Consider the following 19,499-nt stretch of genomic DNA (forward strand, 5'->3'; position numbering starts at 1 on the left):
GGCAGGGGCTGTTGAGCGAAGGTGCCCAGCTTCGCCGCGCCCGGCCACGCCCTGATGACAGCGCCCGGACAGGCCGATGCACCTGTCTAGCCGGGCGACCCCTGCGTGGCCATGTGCCGCACGTGTTCGGCGGCCTGCGCGTGCAGCCAGTCGCGGAAGGCGAGGAAGCCGCGATGGCGGGCCGAGCGCTGCGGGTACACCAGCCAATGCGGCCACGCCGTCTTCAGGCGCTGGCTGGACAGCGCGACCAGCTGGCCGGATTCCAGCAACAGGCGCGCCCGCGTCACCCGTCCCAGCGCCACGCCCACCCCGTCCAGCGCGGCCCGGTGGTGGGCCTCCGAATCATCCAGTACCGCCACGAAGCGCGGCGGCGGGCTCTGCCCGCTCAACGCGAACCACGCGCCCCACGCGCCGTCGGGATCACCGAGCAGCGGCCACTGGGTCAGCGGCACGCGGTCGATGCCACCCATGCGTTCGATCAGCGCCGGGCTGGCCATCGGCAGCAGCCACTCGTCGAACAGCGGTTCCACCACCAGCCCCGGCCAGTGCCCGGTGCCCAGTCGCAGCGCGGCGTCGAACTGCCGCTGCCGCTCGAAATCGACCAGCCGTTCGCTCGACTGCAGGTTGATCTCGATCTGCGGGTGCGCAGCCACGAAGTGGCCCAGGCGTGGCACCAGCCACGCCGAGGCCATCGATGGCACCGCGCTAATCGTCAGCACGTGCTCGGCGCGCGCCGCATAGGGCTGGAAGGCCTCGTTGATCGCGTCCAGATGCGGGCCGACCTGCTCCAGCAGGCGCTGCCCTTCCAGCGTAAGGGTGACACCTCGTGCCTGGCGGATCAGCAGCGGCTGGCCGAGGCGCTCTTCCAGCTGGCGCATCTGATGGCTGAGTGCGCTGACCGTCAGGTTCATCGATGCCGCCGCACGCGACAGGTTGCCGAGCCGGGCGGCAGCCACGAAACCCTGCAGGGCATGGAGGGGCGGACGGGACATCAGGCTTGAATTTCTCTCAAGGCGCGCTTGCGGAAATGTCGCTTTTTGCACGCCCATGCTGCCCGTATCGTGCAATCCACTCAAGTGGAGGCACGCTCATGAACATCTTCAGCAGCCTGTTGTTCCTGCACGGCCATGTGGCCAACGCCGAGCTGGCCCGGCAACTGGCCAGCCCGGTCCCGCCGTCCAGCAGCACTTCCGGCAGTGCCGGCCGCTGGCCGGCAACCTCGCCAACCGGGCAGCCCGCAGCTGCCGGCCGCTGCCCGGCACGCCCCTAACGCTGCAGCGCCTCCTGCACCGCGGCCGCCACGTCGGTGTTGTCGATGTAGCGGCCGTCGTTCCAGCCCACGTGCTGGCGGTAGCCGGCATCGACGCCACGCACGCGCTTTGCAAGCAACTCCGCACCCGCACCCTTGGCCCACAGCGGCACCAGCGCATTGGAGTGGTTGCCGGTGGGGCGGAAGCTCATCCCCGGCATGCGACCGCGGCCGTTGTTGCGCACCGGCTGGAACGCGACGCTCTGTGCATCCGGGCCCATCGGCATGCTGTTGTCGTGGTCGGTGGTGACGATCAGCAGGTTGTGCTCCCAACCGCCGTTGCGCTCGATCCAGTCCACCACCGCCGCCACCGCGTCGTTGAACTCCACGGTTTCCTCGATCAGGCGGCCGTACTGCGGCTGGTCGCTGCATTGGCCGTAGTGCCATTCGGTGCCACAGGCACTGGTGTGCGCGGCCCAGTCGGTGGCGCCGCCTTCCACCATCAGGAACAGGCCGTTCGAGGAGCGCTGCTGCAGGAACCGCAGCGCACCGCGGGTCATGGTCGCAAGATCCGGCACACTGTCGATCTTCCTTACGCCGGAGGGCGTGGCCGCATCCTTGCCCAGCACCTGCAGCTGGCGTGCCTGCTGCAGCGTGTTGGCCACGCGTGGCACGCCGATCAGCGGCCGGTCGGCCGGCAGCTGGCCCTGCGCCAGCGCGGCGAATTCCTCCTTGCCGCGGATCAGTCGCCACGGCCCCGACGGGTTGCCGCCAATGGTGCGGCCCGCTTCCAGCTGCTGCCAATCCTGCTGCGACACCCATTCCCACGGAGTCGCGCAGCCTTCGGCCTGCGCTGCACCCGTGGCCGGCCCACAGGCCAGGCCATCCACGCTGTAGCCGGGGCCACCGGTGCCCATCACCAGGTCCATGTGGCCCTGTGCCAGCATCTGGTGGGCGATGGCGTGGTAGTTGTTGCGCGATGCGTTCTGCGCCGCGAACGCTGCCGGCGTGGCATGCGCGAACGGCACCGAGGTGACCACGCCGGTGGCCATGCCCAGGCGCTTGGCGCGCAGCGTGTTGAACTCGACCGGGTTGCCGTCGTTGTTGTAGTTGATGGCATTGTTGTAGGTCTTGATGCCCGAGGACAACGCGGTGCCGGCGGCCGCACTGTCGGTCGCCACCGCCGCCAGGTACTGGTAGCCCACGAACGGCAGGTCCGGCGCGGGCACCGGTTCAGTATCCCAGGCCTTGCCCGCGTCGTAGCCCAGGGTCTGCGCGTTGTCGCGGGTCGGCTGGCTGCTGGAATTCAACGGGAACGTGGTCACCGCCAGGCGCTGCGGGAAATCCGCATAGGGGGCACCTTCACGGCTGCCGTACTGCCAGTAGGCGGCGGCATCCCAGGTGCCCCAACCGGCGCCGTCGTTGATCATCACGATCACGTTGTGCGGGCGCGCTTCGGCGGAAGGCACAGCCTCGGCGCGCAGGTTGGGCTGGCAGCCGGCCAGCGCTGCCAGCGCGATCAGCAACGAGGAATGGAGCCAGCGGCATGGCGCGTGTGCAGTCATCGGATATCCCGTCGGGCCAGCGGCGGCCCACAATGACGATACGTTATATCGTTTCAATGTTGCAGCTTCATGCAGCCGCCGCGCACTATCCTGCGGCTCTCCATTGCCACCGCATGATCCATGTCCCTCCCCGTTCCAGAGCGCGCGCCGCTGTCCTCGATCACCCTGGATGCGGCCACCTTCGCGGTGATCCACCAGCACAACGCAGAAACCGCGCGGCAACCGGCATCACTGACCAAGTTGATGACCGCCTACGCCGCGTATGCATGCGTCGAAGAACGCGGGCGCGCATGGGACGAAGCGGTCACCATTGCCGACGACGATGTGCATGCGGTGGCCGATGACGAAACGCGCATGGGCCTGGTGCCTGGCGAAACAATTACTCTGGCACGCCTGCTGGAAGGCTTGATGATCGTCTCCGGCAATGACGCTGCATTGGCGATCGCGCGCCACCTGGACGGATCGCAGACCGCATTCCTCGATCGCATGAACCGGCATGCGCGCCAGCTTGGCCTGCGCAGCACCTGGTTTGCCAGCGTCTCCGGCATCACCACCCCGCACCATGCGTCCAGCGCGCGCGACATGGCAGTGCTGGCCGCCTGCCTGCTGAACGATCATCCGCAGATTCTGGCGATCACCGCACAGCGTGCGTTCGCGCATGGCCGCTTCAGCCGCAACAACCAGAACGCCCTGCTTGGCGAGCACGGCGTGGATGGATTGAAGACCGGCTACACCCGGGCCGCAGGCTTCTGCCTGGCCGCCACCGCGTGCCGCACGGTGCCCGGGCGGGTGCAGCCGGTGCGGCTGATTACCGTGGTGCTGGGTTCTGAAAGCCGCGACGCGCGCGACGCGCTGGTGCGCGATCAGTTGTCGGCAGGGTTCGCTGCACTGGCCAACAGCTGACCGGCCATGCGGCTCAGCGCCGCTTGACCGTCGCCACGATCACGCGCTGCAGCTCGGCCTCGGCGTCGGCCTTGTCCAGTGCGCCGGCAGCCACGGCTTCCGACAGCGCTTCAGCCGCACCCAGAATCGCCCAGCGCCCCGCCAGCGGCACGGCCCCCTCGGCGGCGAACGGGCCCAGCCAGACCTGGCAGTTGTCGATGAAGTCCTGCTGGTAGCGCCGGCGCACCTCGTGCAGTTCCGGCGCGCCGACCAGCGCGGCGAGGATGCCCTGCACTTCACTGCCCTGGCTGAGGATGCAGTCGATGTAGCCGGAGGCGATGGCCGCCGCGCGATCGGCCAGCTGCGCCCTGGCGCGGCCGATGCGCTCGTGGAAGACCACGGTCTGGCGCCCGTCATAGTCATCGTAGAGCGCCGCCAGCAGTCCGTTGCGGGTCACGAAGTGATCGTAGGCCACCGGCTTGGTCACGCCCGCCGCCTCGGCCAGGCGTCCCAGCGTCAGTGCATCGGTGCCTTCCTCGCCGACCAGCGCCCAGGCTACATCCAGCAACTGGCGGGCGCGTTGCTCGCGGGTCAGTCGGCGGCGTGTGGGAGCGGGCGTGGCAGGCATCGGCAGGGCACGGCGGTCAGCGCATCGGAGTACCGATTTTACGGCCGATCTCCGCTGCCGACTGCATATGTGCCCCGGCGGCGCCGGAATCGGCGTCCAGCAGCAGTTCGGATGACAGCACGCGCGCACCGCAGTAGTCGAAGATGCCCATGTCGATCTGGGTCTTCATCGCCGCCCCATAGCCGCGCCGCTCGATCATCTCCGCGCCGGCCCCGCCCACCCCGACCAGGTGCACGCACAGCCGTTGCAGCTTCTTCTGCACCTTGCCGTCGGCGCCCTCCTGGTAGGCCCAGCCCTGGGTGAACACACGGTCGATCCAACCCTTCAGCAGCGCCGGGAACGACCACCAGTACAGCGGGTAGACCAGCACCAGCGTGTCGGCCGCATCCAGCCGCGCCTGCTCGGCGGCGACATCGGCCGGTACAGCGCCGGTGCCGCGGAACAGCGCCTGGTCCTGCAGGTTGAAACGCGGGTCGAAGCCCTCGGCCATCAGATCGGCGTGGGCCACGCTGTTGCCAGCATCGGCCGCGCCGATGGCCTCACCGATGCGCCCGGCGATGGCGTGGGTCAACGAGGAAGGATCAGGATGGGCGATGACGATGAGGCTGTGCATGGGGCGATCTCCGGAATTCATTACCTACCAATGGTAAGTAACGGATTGCCGCGCACCAAGCCCATCGATGGGACGCTGTTTCCGCATCCCCCGTATAGTGCGGTGGTCCCCTGCACGACGCCCGCACATGCGCCGATACCTGCCGCTGCCGATACTGACCCTGCTGCTGTCGTTGCTGCTGCCTTCTGCCTTCGCCGGTGAACTCAGCCCCAGTGACGCGAAGGCACTGCGCGAAGATGTGCGCGCCATGATGGCCGCTTACGCCCGCGGCGATGCGGAATTCCTCATCGAACGCACCCATCCCAGCCTCAAGCAGCTGGCCGGTGGCGATGAGGCGTTCCAGGCGATCACCCGCGATGCATTGAAGAAGCTGCGCGGCACCGGCGTGGTGGTCATCAGCGAAGAGGTGGGCGTACCGACCCGGACCTATGCTGCCGGGGAGGAAGAAGTCTGCTTCGTGCCGCGCCAGTCGCTGGTGCGGGTGCGCGAAACGCCGATGCGCAGCACCACGTTCATGGTGGCCGTGCGCCGCGTAGGCAGCGCGGACTGGACCTATCTGGATGGGTCCGGCCTGCAGGGCAATCCCGAGCTGCTGCGACAACTGCTGCCCGCCCTGGAACCCGGAGTGACCCTGCCCAAGCGGGACATCGAGGCGCTGTAGGCGGCGGCGCATCCCTCCGCGCAGGGCCTGGATCTACTGGAACAGCGCGTTCAACGCCGCGCCCGGGGTCGCCTGCTGCAGGCCATCGAAGCTCCCGTCCTGCACGATCGGTTGGGTCGCCTGCATCAAGCCACCCCACGCCGCGCGGGCCAGTGCGCCACCGAGGCTGACCCGGCGCACGCCGAGTGCGGCGATGTCCTGCAGGCGCATGGGCGTCGGTCCACCCACCAGCAGGTTCACCGGCTTCGCTCCTGCCGCGGCCACCACCGCGCTGATCTGCTCAGGCGTGCTGATGCCCGGCGCGTACAGCACGTCGGCACCGGCCTCGGCATAGGCGCGCAGGCGCTGCAGGGTGTCCTGCAGGTCCGGCACCCCCACGAAGAAGTTCTCTGCACGGCCCACCAGCAGCACATCGGCGCCGGCATGGTCGATCGCCGCGCGGGCCGCACGCAGGCGCTCGACCGCCTGCTGGATCGGGCGCAGTGGTGCATCGGCCACACCGCTGGCATCCTCGATCGACAATGCGGCGACACCGGTATCGATCGCCGCGGCCACCGCCTCTGCCACCACCGTTGGCGTGGCACCGAAGCCATCCCCGAAGTCGGCGTTCACCGGCAGTGGCGTCGCCCCCACCATCAGGCGCAGATGCTCCAGCGTGGCCTGCAGCGAAACCGCACCATCCGGCCGCCCCTCGCTCCAGGCACAGCCGGCACTGGTGGTCGCCAGCGCCTGGAATCCCTGCCGCTGCAGGTAGCGCGCACTGCCCACGTCCCACGGATTGGGCAGCACGAAGCAGCCCTGCGCATGCAGCTGGCGGAAGGCCGCGCGCCTGCGCGGGATGTCGGCGTCGATCGAGGTCATGGCGGGCTCCGGTACGGTACAGCGGCACCCTAGCCCGGCCATCGCCTGCGCTCAATGGCGGCATGCGCAGGCGCATGAAGTGATGCCGCCTGCTTATTGGACGCGGCCGAGGGCCGTGCCGGAGCGTGCTTGCCTGCCCCCTCATGCTGCCATGGAGCCGTTCATGCACCCCGACCTGGATTCCCCCGCTGACACCCACATCGACGCAGGCGACGATGACGCGCAGTGGGCCGAACTGCTGTCGCCCGCCCGCCGGCGCCTGATCGCTTCGGCCGGGCTGGCCGCCGGCGGCCTGGCCAGCGCGTCGACGGCAGCGGCAGCCACGCGCGACGACCGTGCCGTGAACACCACCGAGCCCGGGCAGCCCGGCTTTCGCGCCATCGTCCCGCCGGCGGCGAAGGGCAGCAGCCCGTGGGGCCAGGCGACGGCCAGCGAGCCCACCCCGCGACCGGCCAGCGTGCGTCCCGGCGAAGCCACGTTGCCCGCCACCCCACGCGCGTACACCGCCATCAAGAGCTATCACGCGCACATCTACTTCGATGAGGACAGCTTCGCCAAGGCGGCTCTGCTGCGGCGCTGGGCCGCCGAACGCTTCCCGGTGGAGCTGGGCAACTGGAACCTGGAGCCGCGCGGGCCGCACGTCACACCTTCGTTCTACTTCGGCTTCACCAACGACCTGCTGCCGGTACTGCTGCCCTGGCTGCAGCTCAACAGCCTGGGCCTGACCATCCTGATCCACCCCAATACCGGCGACGGCCGCGCCGACCATCTGCATTACGCGCTGTGGGTGAACCGCGCGCAGCCGGTGAATGCCTACAACTGGCCGGCACCGAAGCCCGGCGAACGAGAGCCGCTGGAGGAAGTCTTCCCGAACGTGGTGCCGACGGTGCCGCTGGAGACCTGAGCGGGTGCGTGGCGGGGGCGGTGGGTGTGCAGCGCACCTTGGGCTGCCCCTCGGTGGGTGCGTAGCTTGCTGCGCACCGAACTTCCTTCATCCACGCATGGCGTGGATCTACTGATCCGTGGGCGTGTCGCCATCGTCGGCCTACGTGCGCATATCCCCCGGAAGCCGGGCGTTCAGCGCGCCTTGATCCGGCTCCCGCCATACAGCCGCAAGCACTCCGGCGAATTTCAAACAATCGATTGAAACACGGCAAACTTCGCCGAACTGGACAGCATCCGCCGCTTCCGCCAGACTGCCGCCCTTTCCCGTCTTCCGGATCCCATGGCGAAGCTGCTGGTCCTGCACGGCCCCAACCTCAACCTGCTCGGCACCCGCGAGCCGGAGGTCTACGGCCACACCACGCTGGCCGACATCGACCAGGCGCTGGCCGCGCAGGCGTCCGCCGCCGGGCACGCCGTGGAAAGCCTGCAGTCCAACGCCGAGCATGTACTGGTGGACCGCGTGCAGGCCGCACGCAGCGACGGAACCGCTTTCATCCTGATCAACCCGGCCGCCTTCACCCACACCTCGGTCGCCCTGCGCGATGCGCTGGCGGCGGTGGCGGTGCCGTTCATCGAGATCCACCTGTCCAACCCGCATACCCGCGAACCGTTCCGCCAGCACAGCTACTTCAGTGACAAGGCGGTGGGCGTGGTGTGCGGCTTCGGTGCCGACAGCTACCGCTACGCGATGGACGCGGCGCTGCTGCGCGTGCAGGCGGCGGGCGCGTGAAGATGCTGCCGCGCGTGCTTGCCAGCCTCGCGCTGTGCGCCGGCCTGTGCGGCGTTGCCCACGCGGGCGACCGCAATGCCGAAGGCATTGACTGCGCGCAGGCCACCGGCGGCTACGAGCGCGACATGTGCGATTCCGATCGCCTGGACGATGTCGACCGCGAATTGAACGCCGTCTACGCGCAGGCACTCGACGAACTGAAGGCACAGGCGGCCGATGGCAGCTGCAGCCGCTGCGCGGCGGCCGAACAACAGCTGGTGAAGGCCCAGCGCATCTGGATCACCCTGCGCGATGCAGACTGCGAGGCGGTGTATGCCTTCAACGCAGACGGCACCTCGCGCAATCCCGCGAAGATGCAATGCCTGATCACCCAGACGCGCGACCGTACGCGGCAGCTGCGCGCGTTCTACGAACTGCTTTGACCCGAGCGCGACGCGCTCCCCACCACACTGACATCAAGAGCAAAGAGGCCACCATGGATCTCCGCAAAATCAAGAAGCTGATCGACCTGCTGGAAGAGTCGAACCTGGCTGAAATCGAAATCAAGGAAGGCGAAGAGTCGGTGCGCCTGTCGCGTGCCCCGGTGGCCGGCTATGCCGCACCGTTGCCGGCACCGGTGTATGCCGCCCCGGCTGCTCCGGCCGCGCAGGCGATGCCGATGCAGTCGCCGACCGAAGCCTCCACCGGCGGCACCGCCAAGCCGGGCCCGGCGCTGCCGGAAGGCCACGTGCTGCGCTCGCCGATGGTCGGCACCTTCTACGCCTCGTCCGCCCCGGACAAGCCGGCCTTCGTCAGCGTCGGCCAGCAGGTCAAGGAAGGCGAGACCCTGGCGATCATCGAAGCGATGAAGATGTTCAACCCGATCGAAGCCGACAAGTCCGGCACCATCGTCGCCATCCTCGGCGAAAACGGCCAGCCGGTGGAGTTCGACCAGCCGCTGTTCGTGATCGGCTGAGGGGCGCGCCATGCTCGACAAAGTCGTCATCGCCAACCGAGGGGAAATCGCGCTGCGCATCCTGCGCGCGTGCCATACCCTGGGCATCCGCACGGTGGCCGTGCATTCCACGGTCGACCGCAACCTCAAGCACGTGGCCATGGCCGACGAGTCGGTCTGCATCGGCCCGGCGCCGTCGCCGCAGAGCTACCTCAACATCCCGGCGCTGATCGCTGCCGCTGAAGTCACCGATGCCCAGGCCATCCACCCGGGCTACGGCTTCCTGTCGGAGAACGCAGACTTCGCCGAGCGCGTGGAAGAATCGGGCTTCATCTTCATCGGCCCCAAGGCCGACACCATCCGCATGATGGGCGACAAGGTCGAGGCCATCCGCGCGATGAAGTCGGCCGGCGTGCCCTGCGTGCCGGGTTCGGGCGGCCCGCTGGGCGAAGACATCGTCGCCAACACCAAGATCGCCCGTGAGATCGGCTACCCGGTCATCATCAAGGCGGCTGGCGGCGGTGGTGGCCGTGGCATGCGCGTGGTGCACGCCGAAGCGTCGCTGAAGACCTCGATCGAAACCACCAAGAGCGAGGCCAAGGCCGCGTTCGGCAATGGCGAGGTCTACATGGAGAAATTCCTGGAGAATCCGCGCCACGTGGAGATCCAGGTGCTGGCCGACGGCCAGGGCAACGCCATCCACCTGGGTGAGCGCGACTGCTCGATGCAGCGCCGCCACCAGAAGGTGGTGGAAGAAGCGCCGGCACCGGGCATCAGCGCCGAACAGCGCGAGCAGATCGGCAAGGTGTGTACCGAAGCCTGCGTGCGCATCGGCTACCGCGGCGCCGGCACGTTCGAGTTCCTGTACGAGGACGGCCGCTTCTACTTCATCGAAATGAACACCCGCATCCAGGTGGAGCATCCGGTCACCGAAATGGTCACCGGCATCGATCTGGTGGCCGAGCAGCTGAAGATCGCCGCCGGCCAGAAGCTGTCGATCAAGCAGAGCGACGTGGTGCTCACCGGCCATGCCATCGAGTGCCGCATCAATGCCGAAGACGCCGAAACCTTCGTGCCGAGCCCGGGCACCATCACCGGCTTCCACCCGCCGGGCGGCCCTGGCGTGCGCGTGGACACCCACATCTACAGTGGCTACCGCGTGCCGTCGAACTACGACTCGATGATCGGCAAGCTGATCGTGCACGGCCCGGACCGCGAAACCGCCATCGCCCGCATGCGGGTGGCGCTGAGCGAGATGGTGGTCGACGGCATCAAGACCAACATCGCCCTGCAGCAGCGGATCATGCGTGACAAGGGCTTCCAGGCCGGGGGCCAGAACATCCATTACCTGGAAAAGCGCCTGGCCGAGCGCAAGAACAAGCCGATCGCGTTGACCTGATCGGCAGCCGGCGCTGGACATGAAAAGGGCGGGGATTTCCCCGCCCTTTTTCGTTGTCTGCAGTGCCGAACCCACGCTCGGCCTGCCGAAGAGCGGCCCAGCAGGGCTCGGCTCTACACAAACAGGTTCAGCGCTTGTCGGCCACTGCGGCCGGAATCTGCGTGTTCGCCAGTGGGCGAACGCCATTGGGTGAACTCGGGTCGACGATCACCATGGTTTCGGTGGAACCATCGGGCCAGACCACCTGGAAGGTGCTGCCGGCCGGCAATGAGGCGAACGGCATGCCGCTCTGCGCGCGATAGACCGCCGCGACCTGGCTGGCACCGGCGCGGCGAACGTCTTCCTGCGCCTTTACCGTGGTCAGTTCCACTTTTGACAGATGCCGGTAGCGATCCTCGTAGGTATCGATCATCAACAGACCGACCGCACCCGCCGAGTAAGCCACGAACAACGCCACCCAGAACCAGAATTTGGCCCCATGCAGAAGTCGACGATAGTTCATTGCCCGCCTCTCTTCTTCCCAACCAATCGCTTGATCCACTGCTTCATCTTCCCCGAACCTTGCCGCGAAACCGCAGCGTCATACACGAAATCCCGGAAATCCTGCGCTCCATCCTGCGAACAGATCCCTCCGTTCGCACAAAAACTGTTCACCAGTACGCTGTCCGCACCACACGGTAGACCGAGTTCACAGGCCGCAACCCGCCATGCAAGTTCACTGAGCGGCTCACCGGCCACCTGGTCGGCAATCGCGCGATCCCCCGCCGCCCGCGTGCCCATCCCCGGCGCAATGGCCATGAAGGCCTCCGGGTCGCGCGACGCACGCACCCGCTCGACCAGATCACGGCGGTATTCGGGGCTGTCATGCAGCGGCTCCCCTTCGGCGAACAACGAGGCCTCCGCCGCCAGGTTGCCCTGTGCGGCCGCCTTGCGCCGCTCGGCCAGCACCCGCGCGGCGCCCAGCGTGTCGCCCGGCACGAAACCACCGCAGCGCTGCGCGACACGTTCGCGTGCCTGCACCATCGCCGGCGCGGCGGTCAGCCCCAGTCCGGCCAGCACGTTGTTGTCCAGGCGATAGCCACCCGGATCAAGCGCGTACTGCGCGCAGTAGTCATAGACCCGGCTCAGCATCCAACGCGCTTCATGATTGCCGTCATCGGCCTGCACGCGCAGACGCTGCGCGTAGGCGTACAGATCGGTGGCCTCCTCGAAGTCGGCGCGCAGATCCAGCGGCAGCCCCGACGGCAGCGCGTTGCCTCGTTCAATGGTCGACAGGCGGCGCGCCAGTGCCTCGGGCACCACCGGCATCGCCGTGCCGGGGGTGTCCGCCGACAGCGCCGTCGGCAGCTCTGGCGGCATCGGCACCGCGGAAACATGGCCGCTGGCCCGATACCCGACCACGCCCAGCACGGCCACCGCCGGCAGCACGAGCAACCAGGTTTTCAGGGTCGGAGCGAAGGCCATCGGCGGCGTTGAGGCGTCAGGGCGCACAGGAAAGCACACAGTTTAGCAAGGCCCGACAGCCCTGTCTGAACCGGCTTCGTTCATCTCAAGGCATACGGAGACGCCTCGATGGTCTAGCATGGCGCTCTTTCCCGCGATTGCCCCCACCGCCATGCCGTTCCTGGAACTGACTCTGCGCTGCACCGAAGCCACACAGCCCCGCTATGAAAACGCGCTTGAAGATGTCGGCGCACTGGCTGTCACCCTGCTCGATGCCGAAGCCGATACCAGCAACGAGCAGGCCATCCTCGAACCGGGCGTGGGCGAGACCCCGCTGTGGGACACCCTGGTACTGAGCGCACTGTTCCCCGCCGACAGCAACGCGCTGTTGCTGCTGGCCGCACTGGAAGCCTTCGATCCGGAGCTGGACTGGAGCGGCGGCAGCTTCCGCGCGGTGGAGGATGAAGACTGGGAACGCGCCTGGCTGGACCAGTTCCAGCCGATGGATTTCGGCAGCCGTACCTGGATCGTGCCGTGGAACCATGAGCTGCCGGACGCCGCACAGGCCGCCGACGCCGCCGTGGTGCGGCTGGACCCGGGCCTGGCGTTCGGCTCGGGCACCCACCCGACCACGGCACTGTGCCTGCGTTGGCTGGACCAGTTGGCCGTGGACGGCCAGCTGCAGGGCCAGCGCGTGCTCGACTTCGGTTGTGGCTCGGGCATCCTCGCGCTGGCTGCGCTGAAGCTGGGCGCTGCTGAGGCCATCGGCGTGGACAACGATCCGCAGGCACTGGTTGCCACCGCCGACAATGCCGAGCGCAACGGCGAGCAGGCGCGCATGCAGGTGTACCTGCCGCAGGACGAACCGGTCGCGACCTATCCGATCGTGGTCGCCAACATCCTCGCCTCGGCACTGGATGCACTGGCCGAACTGCTGGCCACGCGCGTCGCCGCCGGCGGCCGGATCGCGCTGTCCGGCATCCTGCATGGACAGGAAGGCGAGCTGCTGCAGCGCTACGCCGCGTGGTTCGACGACCTGCAGGCCACCCAGGATGGCGACTGGATGCGCATCACCGGCGTGCGCCGCGCCTGATCGTGGTTGAATGACTGCTGGATCCGAGCCCGCGCCCTGAGCATGTCCGAGCCGAACCCACCGCGCCGCCCCCTGGCTACCTTCCTGCGCACTGCGCCGGCGGGTGAAGCCGCACCTGCGACCGATGCGCGCATGCAGGACGACGCCGCGCCTGCAGCGCCCACGGTGCAACCTCCGGCCGAGCCCATCGCACCGGCGCAACCGCCGGCGGCAGAGAGGCGACACGATGATGACAGTGTCGTCGTGCAGGACCCGCCCTTTGAACCAGCGCCGGTTGCGGTGTCGGCAACACCGCTTGCCGGTGATGCCCCCGGTTTCCTCGGCAACATCCGACCGCGCCCCCTGCCGGCACCGCGCTGGCACTGGCTGCTGGTGGCCGCGCTGGCGCTGCTGCTGGTGCTGCAGAGCGTGCTGGCCGACCGCGCACGCCTGGCCGCCGACGCCGGCAACCGCGCATGGCTGGGCCCGCTGTGCGGCGTTCTCCACTGCAGCCTGCCGCCCTGGCATGAACCCAGCGCGTTCACCATGACCAGCCGCGAGATCCGCCCGCTGCCCGGACAGGCCGGCGTGCTGCAGGTACAGGCCAGCATCCGCAACGACGCGCGTTGGGCGCAGGCCTGGCCGGACCTTCGCCTGTCGCTGTCCGATGCCGATGGCCGGGTGATCGGCAGCGGGGTGTTCACCCCCGCGCAGTACCTGGGCGAGGCCCCCGGCGCGGCACCGCTGGAACCGGGCCAGAGCGCACGCATTGCGTTCCGTGTGCAGGAGCCCGCCGCATCCACTGTCGCATTCACCTTCGACTTCCTCTGACCAGGCTGAAGACGCCCAGCCGTGGCAGGTCGAGCACGCTCGCGCTAGACTGACCGCCACCACCTCGTCCGGCCGCGCGCTCCGCGCGCACGGGCCAACCGAATCGGGAACCCCCTTGAACGCTGTCCTTTCTCGTCCTGACAACAGTCGTGGCGCTCCCCGGCCACCGCTGCGTGAACACGTCGCCCAGTCCGTGCGCCGCTACCTGCGTGATCTCGATGGCTGCGACGCGGACGATGTCTACGAGATCGTGCTGCGCGAGATGGAGATCCCGTTGTTCGTGGAAGTACTCAACCACTGCGAAGGCAACCAGAGCCGCGCCGCAGCGATGCTGGGCATCCACCGTGCCACCCTGCGCAAGAAGCTGAAGGAATACGGCATCAGCGCGTAAGCGCCACAGGGGTAGTGCCGGCCGCTGGCCGGCAACCCCATGAACGATGGCAGGATGTTGCAGTTGCCGGCCAGCGGCCGGCACTACCGGTAGATCCACGCCATGCGTGGATGGCGCTCTCCCGGAATCAACCGCCGCCGCCCGCCTTCCAGTAGTACCGCACCACATGGAAGAACACCGGCGCGGCGAAGCACACCGAATCCAGCCGGTCGAGCATGCCCCCGTGGCCCTCGATCATGTGGCCCCAGTCCTTGATGCCGCGGTCGCGCTTGATCGCCGACATCACCAGGCCACCCCAGAACCCCATCAGGTTGATCAGCAGCGACAGGCCGAAGGCCTGCAGTGGCGTGAACGGGGTAATCCACCACAGCGCCGCGCCCAGCGCGCTGGCACTCAGGACGCCCCCCACGAAGCCCTCCACCGTCTTCGACGGCGACAGCTTCGGTGCGATCAGGTGCCTGCCCAGCAGCTTGCCCCAGATGTACTGCAGCACGTCCGAGGACTGCACCACGATCACCAGGAAGGCAAACAACAGCACGTTGCGCGACGGGTCATGCCCCGGCACGTGCAGGTTCAGCAGCAGCGGAACGTGCGAAATGCAGAACACGCAGATCATCAACCCCCACTGCACCTTTGCCGTACGCTCCAGGTAGTGGGTGGTGTCGCCGCCGATGGTCGACAGGATCGGCAGGAACAGGAACGCATAGACCGGGATCAGCAGCGTGTACATGCCGTACCAGTCGATCCACACCAGGTAGTACTGCCAGGGCAGCACGATGTAGAACGCGGCCAACAGCGCGTAGTAGTCGCCCGAGCGGGTCGGCGCCAGGGTGATGAACTCGCGCAGCGCGAACAGCGAGATGATCGCGAACAGCACGATCACCCCGGCACGGCCAAAGAACAGCGCCAGCCCGACCACGATCGCCATCACCCACCACGCGCGGATGCGCGAGACCAGGTTGGCGATCACCGCGCTGGGCTGTCCGCGCTGGCGCCAGCGCAGGGTCTCGGCCACCACTGTGGCCAGCACCAGCACCGCGCCGACACCGGCAAACAGCAGGCCGGTCTGCTGGCCTACGCTCTGCGTTGCCAGATCGCCGGAGACATCCAGCACGAAACTCATGCGCGGCCTCCATTCGGTGCCAGGTCCAGCAGCGCCTGCCGGCTGCGCGCCAGGAAGGCGGTCTTGTCCTCATCGGCCTGCAGCCGCAGCGGCGTACCGAAGGTGGCCGTACACAGCAGCGGCAACGGCAGGAAGCGGCCCTTGGGCATCACCCGCTTCAGGTTATCGATCCACACCGGCACGAACTCCAGCTCCGGCCGTTGCCGCGCCAGGTGGTAGATGCCGCTCTTGAACGGCAGCAGCGGCTCGTCACCGACGTTGCGCGTGCCTTCCGGGAACAGGATCAGCGAACACCCTTCATCAACCGCTTCGCGCAGCACCTGCAACGGGTCCTGCTGGCGATGCCCAGCCTCGCGCTCGACCAGCACGCCATTGAACACCGCATCGATCAGGTAGCGGCGCAGGGCATCACCCTGCCAGTACTCGGCCGCCGCCACCGGACGCACCTGGCGGCGCAGCGCCGGTGGCATCGACGACCAGATCAGCACGAAGTCACCGTGGCTGGCGTGGTTGCCGTAATAGACGCGGTGCTCGCTGGAGGGTGCACAGCCGATCCACAGCGCGCGTGCGCCGGTTACCACATGGATCGCGCCACTGCAGGCGCGGGCAATCAGTTCGGCGAACATCGGTTCCTCCCGTTCACGTCTGCGGCCACAGCACCGCCAGCAGCAGTACCGAAAACTGCAGCAGGGTGGCCACGTACTGGCGCACCAGCAGGCGCCGCATGCCGATCCAGCGCGCGTCCCAGCCACGCATCGGCGCCTGCGCATCACGACGACGCAGGCCAGCGGTGTGGAGGGCGGCATCCACCCGTTCGGCAGCCGCATCCCCCCGCAGGTGTTCGCGCAGCACCAGCTGCAGCAGGCTGGCGTCAAGCTGCACGCGCACCGCGTAGTACGCCTGCACCACGCCCATCGCCACGCTCAGCAACAGCAGCCCGGCGGCGATCATCGCCAGCCCCGGCTCACTACCCAGCAACAGCAGCGCCACCAGCAGCAGGCCCAGTGACAACATGGCAGGCAGGCGGCCCTGGCGCAGCAGCAGGTGCATCATCGGCAGATCGGCAGTGTTGCTCATGCAGTGCTCTCCGGTGCGGCGGCCGCCGCGATGGCCTGTAGATGACTGTCATGCAGGACGATCGACGGCCGCGCGGTGCGCACGATCGCCACCGCAGCGTCGGCATCGGTGGCGCGACCACTGCGCAGCAGCCAGGTCGCGACGCTGGCGGCACTGCGCGAATAACCCAGCGCACAGCACACGAGCAATGGCCCCTGCGCACGCAGCCGCTCGATCGCCTCGGCCGCCTCGCGCAGCTGGGCCGGCGTGGGCACCACCAGGTCCAGCATCGGCACGCGGGCGTACGCCGCACCCGGCGCACGGCAGGACAATTCGGCACAGACGTCCACCACGCCCCGCAGCGGCGGCGGCAACGCGGCGCTGGGAATGCGGCCCAGCCACACGCCGTCCATCACCGCGACCGGTTGCGGCGCACGGCGCGTCCACACCCGTGAGTTGATCCAGGCCGCACCCAGATACGGCGCCAGCAACCAGCGTGCCGCCATGGTCAGGCGTCCATCGGCGCGCTTCTGGAACACCGCCGTGCCCAGCCCGGCGTAAGCCAGTGCCACCAGCAGCAGCGACACCACCGGCCACAGCAGCCACAGCGCAACACCACGCAGCAGCACCACCGGCACCAGCAACGCCGTCGCCCCCAACAGGTACAGCGCCGCCAATCGCCAGCGCTTCGGGTCGCGTGCGGAGCACCAGGCGCGCAACGGCGGCGTGCCGTGCTCCGGCCACAGCCAGACGCACAACCAGCCCGCCAGCAGGCCGGTCGGGATGTCGATGAAATGGTGCTGGAACGTGGTCAGCACCGAAACGCCGATCAGCAACGCCCACCCATGCAGCACCCAACGCCAGGCACCGTGCAGGTACTGCGCGAACTTCACCCACAGCACGATCAGCAGCACGATGTGCAGCGACGGTGCCTGGTTGAAGGGTTTGTCGAAGCCCAGCAGCACATCGAACAGCCAGCCGAATACACCGCCGATCTCCGGCCGTTCGAAGCTGAAGCGCAACGGCCACAGCAGGAAACACGCCACCGCGATGACCTGCGCACTGAACAGCCGCAGCGCGTGCCGGTCCAGCTCCAGCCGACGCCGGCACAGGAAGAACGAGATCGCGTAGAACAGATCGATCGACCAGTACGGCACGATCGTCCACGGCACGAACGGAATGTGCGTTTCCCAGGCGAACGCCATCACCGGCAGCGCGGCATGGCGGCTGGCCATCCAGTTGGCGAAGCCATAGCTGGCGAAGAAGAACGGGCCCAACAAGGCCAGCCACAGCAGGGCGCGCCGCCAGGGGCGTCCCTCCACGGCCAGCGGGGCGGCGAGCGTTGCCATCACGCCGTCCGGCGCGCCAGCGACACGGTGAAGATGCCGAAATCGTCGATGCGCTGCGCCACCTTCTCGAACCCGGCCAGGCGTACCAGCTCGTCCATCTCCTGCTGGGTACGACGCCGCATCACCCACGCCGCGCCGCCGCGGTGGCTGGTCAGCGCGCGGGCGATGAACTCCAGCTGCGGGTGCCAGGGCTGGCCGGTGTAGGCCAGGTAGCCGCCCACCGGCACCGTCGCGGCGATGCCCTGCAGCGAGCGCAGCACCGCATCGTTGTCGGGGAATAGTTCGTACAGGCCCGACACCACCGCCAGCGTCGGCGCCGGGTCCACCTTGGCCAGCTGCGCCGGATCGAACGCATCGCCCTGCTCGAAGCGCGCGATGTCGGCCGCCCCCAGCCGTTCGATCAGTGCGTGGCCCTGGGTGACATTCAGGTCGCTGAAATCACGCAGCACGATACGATCGGCACGCTGTTCGCCCTGGCCCAGCGCTTCCAGCACATAGCGGCCGTGGCCGGCGGCCACGTCCAGCACACGTACCGGCACCCCCTGCCCGCGCAGGCGCTGCGCAGCATCGCGCAGCAGTTCCTGCAGGTGCTGGCCACGCACGCGGATGCCACGCCAGCCGATCGCATCCAGATAGTTGCGATCGACCATGCGCCCCAGTGGGCCCTTGCCACGGGCTTCGTCGCGGTAGATGTAGTCCAGCGTGCTGCCCGAATCGAAACCGGTCTGCAGGCCCAGCGCGATGCCTTCGGACAGCGTGCCGCCGAAGCGCAGGCCACCGCGCACCACGCGCCAGCGCAGGTCGGCCAGGCTGTTGCGCTCCGGTGGCCACGCCAGGATCTCCGACTCTTCGAAGGTCGGCCCATGGCGGTGCGCATCACGTCGCGACAGCTCGCGCAGCGGCTCGGCGAAACGCGCCTGGATGAAACTGCGGATGCGTGCCAGCGCAGGCGCGCGGTCGCGCTCGCCCAGCGTGTCGTGGAAGAAGCCCGGCAGGTGCACGCGCTCCTTGACCGGGCTGGACAGGCGCTCGTAGAAGCAGTCCTGCGGGCCGCGATGCACGACGAAATCCGAACCGGACACCAGCAGCTGCACCGGCACGCTGATCGCCTGTGCATCGGCCACGATGCGGTCGGCGGCCTCGTACAGGCCCAGCAGCACGCGCACCGAGATCGGCCGGGTGATCAGCGGATCGGTGCGGTAGCTCTCCACCCGCGCCGGGTCGTGGGTCAGCCACTGCGGCTTGACGTAGCTGTTGACGAAGAAGTTGCCGCGCAGCTTCTGCATCATCGCCAGGCCCGGGCGAGCGAACGGCACGTACAACTTCACCTTGAACGCCGGCGAGGCCATCACCAGCGCCCGCAGGCGCGGCGCATAGTCATGCACCCAGGTGGCAGCGACCACGGCGCCCACGCTCTGCGCGATCACCACGATGTCTTCCACCGCGATGCCGTGCTCGGCACCGATGTGGGCGATGAAGCTGTCCAGGTCGCGTACCAGTGCCGGGAAGCCGGGGGCATCGCCACGCGCGCCCGGCGAACGGCCATTGCCGCGCGCATCCCACGCGAAGAAGGCGGTATCCGGCAGGTCCAGCTCGTCGACCAGGTGGGTGACCCGACCGGAGTGCTCGTGGCCACGATGCAGCAGCACGATGGCCTTGCTGGCCGGGGTTGCGGTGGTGGCCGCCCAGTACCGGTAGAACAGCGGTACCTGGTCGAAGCTGTGGAATTCCCGTTCCTGCGCCTGACGCATGCAATCTCCTGATTGT

General features: G+C 68.2%; 23 protein-coding genes. 11 read left to right on the top strand and 12 right to left on the bottom strand.

What is annotated here, in order from left to right; genetic code table 11:
• Window positions 1–86: 86 nt before the first annotated feature.
• Window positions 87–992, bottom strand: coding sequence for a LysR substrate-binding domain-containing protein (locus tag N440_RS16075; protein WP_133935713.1), 906 nt, complete (start codon window positions 990–992; stop codon window positions 87–89).
• A gap of 98 nt (window positions 993–1,090) precedes the next feature.
• Between N440_RS16075 and N440_RS16080 the strand changes: the two genes are divergently transcribed.
• A complete protein-coding gene (locus tag N440_RS16080) occupies window positions 1,091–1,270 on the top strand; it encodes a hypothetical protein (RefSeq protein ID WP_133935714.1) in 180 nt (59 codons plus the stop codon).
• Here the strand turns inward: N440_RS16080 and N440_RS16085 are convergent.
• Window positions 1,267–2,814: an alkaline phosphatase gene (locus N440_RS16085; protein WP_133935715.1), complete on the bottom strand. Its 1,548-nt coding sequence runs from the start codon at window positions 2,812–2,814 to the stop codon at window positions 1,267–1,269. The two genes, N440_RS16080 and N440_RS16085, sit on opposite strands and share 4 nt — an antisense overlap.
• Before the next feature lie 120 nt (window positions 2,815–2,934).
• Between N440_RS16085 and N440_RS16090 the strand changes: the two genes are divergently transcribed.
• The gene (locus N440_RS16090) at window positions 2,935–3,717 is read left to right on the top strand and encodes a D-alanyl-D-alanine carboxypeptidase family protein (RefSeq protein ID WP_133935716.1); all 783 of its coding nucleotides are present in this window, start codon (window positions 2,935–2,937) and stop codon (window positions 3,715–3,717) included.
• 13 nt (window positions 3,718–3,730) lie between these two features.
• Here N440_RS16090 and N440_RS16095 read toward each other — a convergent pair whose 3' ends face one another.
• The gene (locus tag N440_RS16095; RefSeq protein WP_049458309.1) at window positions 3,731–4,324 is read right to left on the bottom strand and encodes a TetR/AcrR family transcriptional regulator; all 594 of its coding nucleotides are present in this window, start codon (window positions 4,322–4,324) and stop codon (window positions 3,731–3,733) included.
• A 16-nt stretch (window positions 4,325–4,340) separates the two neighbouring features.
• A complete protein-coding gene (locus N440_RS16100) occupies window positions 4,341–4,937 on the bottom strand; it encodes an NAD(P)H-dependent oxidoreductase (protein WP_133935717.1) in 597 nt (198 codons plus the stop codon).
• Window positions 4,938–5,064: 127 nt separating this feature from the next.
• Here N440_RS16100 and N440_RS16105 point away from each other — a divergent pair, with 127 nt between their 5' ends.
• Window positions 5,065–5,598 (top strand): hypothetical protein, encoded by a 534-nt coding sequence (locus N440_RS16105; RefSeq protein WP_133935718.1) that lies wholly within the window; start codon window positions 5,065–5,067, stop codon window positions 5,596–5,598.
• Between the two features lie 33 nt (window positions 5,599–5,631).
• Here N440_RS16105 and N440_RS16110 read toward each other — a convergent pair whose 3' ends face one another.
• On the bottom strand, window positions 5,632–6,459 hold the full coding sequence (locus tag N440_RS16110) for an isocitrate lyase/phosphoenolpyruvate mutase family protein (RefSeq protein ID WP_133935719.1): 828 nt from the start codon (window positions 6,457–6,459) through the stop codon (window positions 5,632–5,634).
• A 163-nt stretch (window positions 6,460–6,622) separates the two neighbouring features.
• Here N440_RS16110 and N440_RS16115 point away from each other — a divergent pair, with 163 nt between their 5' ends.
• From N440_RS16115 to accC, 5 genes are all read left to right on the top strand, one after another.
• Window positions 6,623–7,363, top strand: coding sequence for a DOPA 4,5-dioxygenase family protein (locus N440_RS16115; RefSeq protein ID WP_133935720.1), 741 nt, complete (start codon window positions 6,623–6,625; stop codon window positions 7,361–7,363).
• A gap of 321 nt (window positions 7,364–7,684) precedes the next feature.
• Window positions 7,685–8,134, top strand: coding sequence for a type II 3-dehydroquinate dehydratase (gene aroQ / locus N440_RS16120; protein ID WP_133935721.1), 450 nt, complete (start codon window positions 7,685–7,687; stop codon window positions 8,132–8,134).
• Entirely contained in the window at window positions 8,131–8,556 is a 426-nt protein-coding gene (locus N440_RS16125) for a lysozyme inhibitor LprI family protein (RefSeq protein ID WP_133935722.1), read from the top strand. Before aroQ ends, N440_RS16125 begins: the two co-directional genes overlap by 4 nt.
• A 53-nt stretch (window positions 8,557–8,609) precedes the next feature.
• Complete coding sequence (accB, locus tag N440_RS16130; RefSeq protein WP_133935723.1) at window positions 8,610–9,089, top strand: acetyl-CoA carboxylase biotin carboxyl carrier protein; 480 nt, start codon at window positions 8,610–8,612, stop codon at window positions 9,087–9,089.
• Window positions 9,090–9,099: 10 nt separating this feature from the next.
• A complete protein-coding gene (gene accC, locus N440_RS16135; RefSeq protein ID WP_006473295.1) occupies window positions 9,100–10,467 on the top strand; it encodes an acetyl-CoA carboxylase biotin carboxylase subunit in 1,368 nt (455 codons plus the stop codon).
• Between the two features lie 127 nt (window positions 10,468–10,594).
• On the opposite strand, the gene N440_RS16140 is transcribed toward accC, so the two are convergent.
• Entirely contained in the window at window positions 10,595–10,969 is a 375-nt protein-coding gene (locus N440_RS16140) for a hypothetical protein (RefSeq protein ID WP_040006982.1), read from the bottom strand.
• Window positions 10,966–11,931 (bottom strand): hypothetical protein, encoded by a 966-nt coding sequence (locus N440_RS16145; protein ID WP_133935724.1) that lies wholly within the window; start codon window positions 11,929–11,931, stop codon window positions 10,966–10,968. The genes N440_RS16140 and N440_RS16145 overlap by 4 nt, the downstream gene beginning before the upstream one ends.
• Window positions 11,932–12,082: 151 nt before the next feature.
• On the opposite strand from N440_RS16145, the gene prmA reads away from it, so the two are divergent.
• From prmA to fis, 3 genes are all read left to right on the top strand, one after another.
• Complete coding sequence (prmA, locus tag N440_RS16150) at window positions 12,083–13,003, top strand: 50S ribosomal protein L11 methyltransferase (protein WP_049458317.1); 921 nt, start codon at window positions 12,083–12,085, stop codon at window positions 13,001–13,003.
• Between the two features lie 42 nt (window positions 13,004–13,045).
• Window positions 13,046–13,813: a DUF3426 domain-containing protein gene (locus N440_RS16155; protein WP_133935725.1), complete on the top strand. Its 768-nt coding sequence runs from the start codon at window positions 13,046–13,048 to the stop codon at window positions 13,811–13,813.
• 115 nt (window positions 13,814–13,928) lie between these two features.
• Window positions 13,929–14,204, top strand: a complete 276-nt coding sequence (gene fis, locus N440_RS16160) for a DNA-binding transcriptional regulator Fis (protein ID WP_005419706.1) — start codon at window positions 13,929–13,931, stop codon at window positions 14,202–14,204.
• A gap of 127 nt (window positions 14,205–14,331) precedes the next feature.
• Here fis and N440_RS16165 read toward each other — a convergent pair whose 3' ends face one another.
• From N440_RS16165 to N440_RS16185, 5 genes are read right to left on the bottom strand one after another with little or no spacing between them, the layout of a single operon-like run.
• Entirely contained in the window at window positions 14,332–15,327 is a 996-nt protein-coding gene (locus tag N440_RS16165) for a phosphatidate cytidylyltransferase (protein WP_133935726.1), read from the bottom strand.
• Window positions 15,324–15,953 (bottom strand): lysophospholipid acyltransferase family protein, encoded by a 630-nt coding sequence (locus N440_RS16170; RefSeq protein ID WP_133935727.1) that lies wholly within the window; start codon window positions 15,951–15,953, stop codon window positions 15,324–15,326. The genes N440_RS16165 and N440_RS16170 overlap by 4 nt, the downstream gene beginning before the upstream one ends.
• Window positions 15,954–15,966: 13 nt before the next feature.
• A complete protein-coding gene (locus tag N440_RS16175; RefSeq protein ID WP_133935728.1) occupies window positions 15,967–16,404 on the bottom strand; it encodes a hypothetical protein in 438 nt (145 codons plus the stop codon).
• Window positions 16,401–17,711 (bottom strand): phosphatase PAP2/dual specificity phosphatase family protein, encoded by a 1,311-nt coding sequence (locus N440_RS16180; protein WP_243831380.1) that lies wholly within the window; start codon window positions 17,709–17,711, stop codon window positions 16,401–16,403. Before N440_RS16180 ends, N440_RS16175 begins: the two co-directional genes overlap by 4 nt.
• A 20-nt stretch (window positions 17,712–17,731) precedes the next feature.
• Window positions 17,732–19,483, bottom strand: a complete 1,752-nt coding sequence (locus tag N440_RS16185) for a bifunctional alpha/beta hydrolase/class I SAM-dependent methyltransferase (RefSeq protein ID WP_133935730.1) — start codon at window positions 19,481–19,483, stop codon at window positions 17,732–17,734.
• Window positions 19,484–19,499: the final 16 nt, after the last annotated feature.

It is taken from the genome of Stenotrophomonas sp. CC22-02 (assembly GCF_004365115.1).
Classification (GTDB): domain Bacteria; phylum Pseudomonadota; class Gammaproteobacteria; order Xanthomonadales; family Xanthomonadaceae; genus Stenotrophomonas; species Stenotrophomonas forensis.

Bases quoted from the DNA above. Each gene is read 5' to 3' on its own strand.
- N440_RS16145 (WP_133935724.1), bottom strand. From the start codon at position 11,931: ATGGCCTTCGCTCCGACCCTGAAAACCTGGTTGCTCGTGCTGCCGGCG.
- aroQ (WP_133935721.1), top strand. From the start codon at position 7,685: ATGGCGAAGCTGCTGGTCCTGCACGGCCCCAACCTCAACCTGCTCGGC.
- N440_RS16110 (WP_133935719.1), bottom strand. From the start codon at position 6,459: ATGACCTCGATCGACGCCGACATCCCGCGCAGGCGCGCGGCCTTCCGC.
- accC (WP_006473295.1), top strand. From the start codon at position 9,100: ATGCTCGACAAAGTCGTCATCGCCAACCGAGGGGAAATCGCGCTGCGC.
- accB (WP_133935723.1), top strand. From the start codon at position 8,610: ATGGATCTCCGCAAAATCAAGAAGCTGATCGACCTGCTGGAAGAGTCG.
- N440_RS16155 (WP_133935725.1), top strand. From the start codon at position 13,046: ATGTCCGAGCCGAACCCACCGCGCCGCCCCCTGGCTACCTTCCTGCGC.
- N440_RS16175 (WP_133935728.1), bottom strand. From the start codon at position 16,404: ATGAGCAACACTGCCGATCTGCCGATGATGCACCTGCTGCTGCGCCAG.
- N440_RS16105 (WP_133935718.1), top strand. From the start codon at position 5,065: ATGCGCCGATACCTGCCGCTGCCGATACTGACCCTGCTGCTGTCGTTG.
- N440_RS16095 (WP_049458309.1), bottom strand. From the start codon at position 4,324: ATGCCTGCCACGCCCGCTCCCACACGCCGCCGACTGACCCGCGAGCAA.
- N440_RS16115 (WP_133935720.1), top strand. From the start codon at position 6,623: ATGCACCCCGACCTGGATTCCCCCGCTGACACCCACATCGACGCAGGC.
- N440_RS16080 (WP_133935714.1), top strand. From the start codon at position 1,091: ATGAACATCTTCAGCAGCCTGTTGTTCCTGCACGGCCATGTGGCCAAC.
- N440_RS16140 (WP_040006982.1), bottom strand. From the start codon at position 10,969: ATGAACTATCGTCGACTTCTGCATGGGGCCAAATTCTGGTTCTGGGTG.
- N440_RS16075 (WP_133935713.1), bottom strand. From the start codon at position 992: ATGTCCCGTCCGCCCCTCCATGCCCTGCAGGGTTTCGTGGCTGCCGCC.
- N440_RS16085 (WP_133935715.1), bottom strand. From the start codon at position 2,814: ATGACTGCACACGCGCCATGCCGCTGGCTCCATTCCTCGTTGCTGATC.
- N440_RS16090 (WP_133935716.1), top strand. From the start codon at position 2,935: ATGTCCCTCCCCGTTCCAGAGCGCGCGCCGCTGTCCTCGATCACCCTG.
- N440_RS16165 (WP_133935726.1), bottom strand. From the start codon at position 15,327: ATGAGTTTCGTGCTGGATGTCTCCGGCGATCTGGCAACGCAGAGCGTA.
- N440_RS16100 (WP_133935717.1), bottom strand. From the start codon at position 4,937: ATGCACAGCCTCATCGTCATCGCCCATCCTGATCCTTCCTCGTTGACC.
- prmA (WP_049458317.1), top strand. From the start codon at position 12,083: ATGCCGTTCCTGGAACTGACTCTGCGCTGCACCGAAGCCACACAGCCC.
- N440_RS16170 (WP_133935727.1), bottom strand. From the start codon at position 15,953: ATGTTCGCCGAACTGATTGCCCGCGCCTGCAGTGGCGCGATCCATGTG.
- N440_RS16185 (WP_133935730.1), bottom strand. From the start codon at position 19,483: ATGCGTCAGGCGCAGGAACGGGAATTCCACAGCTTCGACCAGGTACCG.